This is a genomic window from Maribacter sp. 4G9, assembly GCF_002742265.1.
Classification (GTDB): Bacteria; Bacteroidota; Bacteroidia; order Flavobacteriales; family Flavobacteriaceae; genus Maribacter.
Window position 1 is genome coordinate 1 of record NZ_MDGL01000050.1, and the last position, 4,913, is coordinate 4,913.

The following is a 4,913-nucleotide window of genomic DNA, read 5'->3' on the forward strand; positions in this document are numbered from 1 at the left end:
CATATCTATTTGCTTATTAGCCATTGTCTTTTTAACAAAAAAAGACCTTTGACTTTTTACAAATAGAATCGACTTTTTTAGTGGTTCACTTTCACCCGTTTTAGGTGGCTCACTTTAGTCCGTTTTGGGTGGTTCACTTTAATCCGTTTTTAGTGGTATACTATGACCGTTTTTTGCACCCATGGACCAAAAAGCTCAAGGAAGGAATCGGTAAAATATTCAGTCCCTTGTTTTGAGCGTATTAGGGAAACCGCAAAAGGTCCTTAGAAATCTTGAATAAATATTAAATCTTGCTCTTCCAATGCCGTAACGACTAAATTGACATAGTCTTTTATGGCCTTGTTCACATTACTGGGGTCCATGATCTCTATAATGCCCCGCCAAATCATGGCCCTTTCTTTTCCCTCGCAAATGCAGTATAGTGTGGTCTCCGCAAAATAGACTTTGAAGTTTTCATAATAGGCTTCGTCAAAATAAATGCCTTGGTGCTCCAAGTAGTCATTGTTGAACCTTACTTGGCCATCTTCCCATCGCGACATGGATTTCAAAAAGTTTTCCCTGTTTTCGGAGCCCGTAATTTTAGTAAAAAGGATGGCATCAAAACCTTTATCCAGTAGGCTTTGCTCCACCATATCCAACTCTTCCTCGCTTTTTTTGGAATTGGTAAAAGAAACATCAAAAACATCCATGCTTTTCCAAGCTTCCACATCCCTTTTTTCGAATTCTTTTTGGAGTTGTCCCTCAAAGGCGTTTCGCGCTTCTTGGTTTTGGGTCATTCCAACCAATAGGACCTTGTTCGCGTTAAATAATACGGTCTCTGGATCCTTCCAGTTTTCAATTAGACTAGTGGAAGAACATCCCATAAGAAGAACGGTGAAAAGGGAAAGTATTTTTTTCATGACATGTACATTTAAGGGTTGATCAAATATATGCCTTGACCCGAGTAATAAAAATGACAAAAATCATACGACGGTATGAATCGGTTTGCATAATTTCAACACATAGAACTCGTCTTGAGTTCATCTTTTACCTGCGATTTGCACATTTTACGCCCTAATTTCGCCTTTTTTTTCGCACCGTAGCTCCGGCTATGCTGCTCAAAAATGACTTCATTAGACCCCAAAAGCCACAAATCTCGGTTCCAAACATGAACTCAAGACAAGTTCATAATTTCTATGGTTTCGTATTGCTTAGGGATTTGGCAATTCCAGCCTTTTGTGTCTTTAAGTTTTACACGTAAGGCATCCAGTGCACTTGGCTCTCCATGGATAAGGAATACCTTTTCCGGAACGTTTTCAATGGCATCTGTCCAATACAACAATTCGTTTTGGTCCGCATGTGCGGAAAGACTTTCCAGAAGGTGGACTTTTGCCTTTACCGGATAATATTTTCCGAATATTTTCAATTCATGTGCTCCATCCAAAAGCTGTCTGCCCCGGGTGCCTTCAGCTTGGAAACCAACCAATAGAACTTGTGTCGTTGTCCTATCAAGCATTTGTTGCAAGTAGGTAAGGACCCGCCCACCGGTGACCATTCCACTGCCGGCAATGATAATTTTGGGCCTGGGGTCATCAATGGTTTTCCAAGTATCGGCATAGGAAGAAATAATGTTAATATGGCGCATCATGGCATGGTAATCGGCAATGGATACATTATGCCAGGTAGGAAACCTTTCAAAAACGGAAAGTACATTGTTGCCCATAGGGCTATCCACAAAAATGGGAATATTGGGAATTTTGTTCTTCTTGAACAATACCCATAAGGTGTACATGAGGGACTGTAAACGTTCCACGGCAAAGGAGGGAATGATAAGATTTCCACGTTCCTGGATCGTTTGTTTTATCAAGGAGCTTAAAATTTCGGGAACGTCTTCTTCCGGGTGCAATTTATTGCCATAGGTGCTTTCCAGAAATAAGTAATCTGCCCATTTGGGCCGTTCCGGAGGGCATAAAAGTAAATCTCTGCTTCTTCCCACGTCCCCGGAAAATACAAATACTTTTCCACAAATTTCCAGTTCAATAAACGTAGCACCAATAATGTGGCCGTTGTATTGAAACCTGGCCCTTACATTTTGGGAAAGGGAAATCCATTGCTCTTTTTTACAGGATTGAAAATATGTAAAGGTTCTTTCTGCGTCTTTTACAGTATAAAAGGGTAGTGCCGGTGAATGCTTGCTGTAGCCCTCTTCATTGGCTGACTGGGCCTGTTCTTCCTGAATTTTTCCGCTATCCATCAAAATAATCCGTGTGATGTCTAAAGTAGGGGCGGTTCCAAGAATTTTACCCTTAAATCCTTCTTTGAGCAACCTTGGCAAGTATCCGGTATGGTCCAAATGCCCATGGGTCAACAACACAAAATCTATTTTTGATGCGTCTATGGGCAAAGGTTTCCAATTGATCTCCCTGAGTTCCTTCAATCCTTGGAACATGCCGCAATCTATCATAACATTTACGTCTGGGGTTTCCAGATAAAATTTTGAACCTGTAACGGTACCACTGGCTCCAAGAAAATGAATTTTGACTTTATTCATGGTTTATGGATTACAAAGCTGACCTATTTCATCCAATATTTTCGCTTTTCGGTTTGTGGATATACCCAAATGATCAAGGAAGAATTTATCCTTTTTAAGTTGCCTGCAAAGTACTACATCCCTACTGAGCAGGAATTGTTTTTCTCGATTGCTTAAAAGCGAGGAAACTGTTATGGGGTATAATCCCAAGCGGTCAATGCGGTCCTTGAGACCTTCGTTTTTAGGATAGTCCCAGCTTAGAAGGTATAGGTTGGCACACGTCCCATATTTTATGGCGTCTTGCGTGAAACGGGTATTGGTAACCACCCAACCCTTTTCCAGTATATTCTTTCCTCTCTTGCTGTTTACCCAGTGCTCCTTTATATCATTGTACCTGGAATTTATGTAGAGGGGGATTTTTACATTGCAGTTGAGACCTTTGTCACTGTGGAACTTGCATTCAATAATGGTGGTACTTTCATCTTTTTCGGCCAGGACATCTATTTCATGGGTTACACAATGGCCTTCTAAAAACACGCCCACTTCAACCTGGTACCCTGAGTATTTTAAAATGGCGGCCACGAACCGTTCAAAAGGAAATCCCGTAGGTCCCAACTCATAGATCGCTTTTTTGAGTTTGTACTTGGAAGCAAAGACCGACTTTCTCCTTTTTAAAAGGGCATAGGCACGATTGTAGATTTCATTGGTAGTGATTCCCGGATAGATTTCATCCCTCACCTTCGTCACAATATCCTCTACTAATTCATGGTCCGCCCCACTGTGCTTAAGTGAGCTTCTAAGTTTATCCATAGAGAATTGTACCCTTTCCCCAGAGGATTTTTGGACCTCAATGCTAGATTCCTTCATATCCTTTTTTTATTTGCACCTCAACCTCCGGTATTTTTAGAAGCTGAAGGGTAGTGGAGGCCAAGGTTACTTTACCTTCTGTTTCCTTAAGGGCCTTTTCAATATTTGAAAATAATCTGTTTTTGGTATCCCTTCTACGTTTATAGTCCGTAATGTACCGTAGGTTCAAGGCTATCCAGTTATCGGTAAGTTGAACGGCTAGGGTGGGTTTTATCGTTGCATTTTCAATATAATAGCGTTCTACCATCTCTTGCCATTGTACCATGGATTTTTCCGAGTAGTCCGATAAAAATTCATTTGCCTTTTCCAAGATAATGGATTTGGCAAGTTCCATATTGGAACCGTAGGTAATAAGAACATTAAGTTCATCCCAAACGAAAGGAAAATCCATGGAATAATTCTTAATGGGCCCTTTAAAGACAAATGCATTGCTAATTTTTACTATCCTTCCGGAATAATTGTCGCTACTAACCCATTCCCCTATTTCCATTAGGGTAGTGTAGATGCTGTCTATATCGATTACATCACCTTTGATATTATTGATTTCTATTCTATCACCCGGTTTATATACACGCACAAAAAAAATATAAAATGAACCTGCCAGGCTTAAAATAAGTTCTTGTAGGGTAAAGGTGATTCCGGCCGTAAACAATCCAATGATAAGGGTGTAGTCCTTAATGTCATCCACGGTAATAGCCATGAAGACCATAAGAATAATTAAAAAATATCCAATGATTTCTACACCTTTTTGAGCCTTATATCTAATGGAGGTATCCTCTATGCGCTTTTTGAGCATTTTTCTTAAAAAACCTATGATGAAAATAATGAGCAAAATCCACAATCCAAGTTTTACGAACTTTAGGACCGTAGGGTTCTCAAAAAGCGTAAGAAAATCTTCCATTGGCGATTGGTTTATCTATTGTTAAAGAAGTCTCTAATGAGAGCCCTTGTTTGATTATCGGTCATACTATCCGCTTTTTCTACGGCAACTATTTTTTTACCTATGGTTGGATAGTTTTCTTCCAGTTCCTTTTTTAGTTTTTCATTAATATCCGCAGGGCCAAAAAGTGCCAGTGCATCACAGTCGGCTACCGCATGGGCCACCTCCTTGAAGTATGTTTTAAATTGCTGTTTTTCCTTTTCCAAATAATTCCGTTCATGTGTTATATCTTGGGTTCCACCCCATTTGACCCTTGACCCAGAGGTGCTGGTTCTATTGAAAAATTCAACACCGGATTCTATTTTGTTCAAAGAGTCTCCGTTTTCATTCAAACGAACGATCAAAGCGTTTTTGCTGTCCAACCAAATACCTATATTTTTCATATCCTTAAATTTTAATTTCTTATAAATTAGGGTAACTAATCAGTGCTGATAAAGTTGTCAATTCATTTGGATCCTACGAAAGATTATCGGATCTTTCGGTTATCGAAAAGGATAAGTTCATATCGGAGTTATTGGTTCGTTTGGAGAATCTTGAGCGTGCGAACCGTCGTTTGGCCGACCGTGTTGTTGAACTTGAGGGACTTTTGGTCAAGTA

Annotated in this window: 5 protein-coding genes; all 5 read right to left on the minus strand. The window is 39.9% G+C overall.

Going from position 1 to position 4,913, the window contains the following annotated elements:
• Positions 1–263 precede the first annotated feature (263 nt).
• The 5 genes from BFP75_RS07185 to BFP75_RS07205 all read right to left on the minus strand — a co-directional run bounded on the left by BFP75_RS07185 (position 264) and on the right by BFP75_RS07205 (position 4,699).
• Positions 264–899, minus strand: coding sequence for a hypothetical protein (locus tag BFP75_RS07185; protein WP_099544568.1), 636 nt, complete (start codon positions 897–899; stop codon positions 264–266).
• A 254-nt stretch (positions 900–1,153) separates the two neighbouring features.
• A complete protein-coding gene (locus tag BFP75_RS07190) occupies positions 1,154–2,530 on the minus strand; it encodes an MBL fold metallo-hydrolase RNA specificity domain-containing protein (RefSeq protein ID WP_099544569.1) in 1,377 nt (458 codons plus the stop codon).
• A gap of 3 nt (positions 2,531–2,533) precedes the next feature.
• Positions 2,534–3,376, minus strand: a complete 843-nt coding sequence (locus BFP75_RS07195; RefSeq protein ID WP_099544570.1) for an ATP cone domain-containing protein — start codon at positions 3,374–3,376, stop codon at positions 2,534–2,536.
• A complete protein-coding gene (locus BFP75_RS07200) occupies positions 3,363–4,277 on the minus strand; it encodes a mechanosensitive ion channel family protein (protein WP_099544571.1) in 915 nt (304 codons plus the stop codon). Before BFP75_RS07200 ends, BFP75_RS07195 begins: the two co-directional genes overlap by 14 nt.
• A gap of 11 nt (positions 4,278–4,288) precedes the next feature.
• Positions 4,289–4,699 carry a hypothetical protein gene (locus BFP75_RS07205; RefSeq protein ID WP_099544572.1) on the minus strand — a complete coding sequence of 137 codons (411 nt, stop codon included), beginning with the start codon at positions 4,697–4,699 and terminating at the stop codon, positions 4,289–4,291.
• Positions 4,700–4,913 lie beyond the last annotated feature (214 nt).

Coding starts and splice junctions, on each gene's coding strand:
- BFP75_RS07200 (WP_099544571.1), bottom strand. CDS start 4,277: ATGGAAGATTTTCTTACGCTTTTTGAGAACCCTACGGTCCTAAAGTTC.
- BFP75_RS07185 (WP_099544568.1), bottom strand. CDS start 899: ATGAAAAAAATACTTTCCCTTTTCACCGTTCTTCTTATGGGATGTTCT.
- BFP75_RS07205 (WP_099544572.1), bottom strand. CDS start 4,699: ATGAAAAATATAGGTATTTGGTTGGACAGCAAAAACGCTTTGATCGTT.
- BFP75_RS07190 (WP_099544569.1), bottom strand. CDS start 2,530: ATGAATAAAGTCAAAATTCATTTTCTTGGAGCCAGTGGTACCGTTACA.
- BFP75_RS07195 (WP_099544570.1), bottom strand. CDS start 3,376: ATGAAGGAATCTAGCATTGAGGTCCAAAAATCCTCTGGGGAAAGGGTA.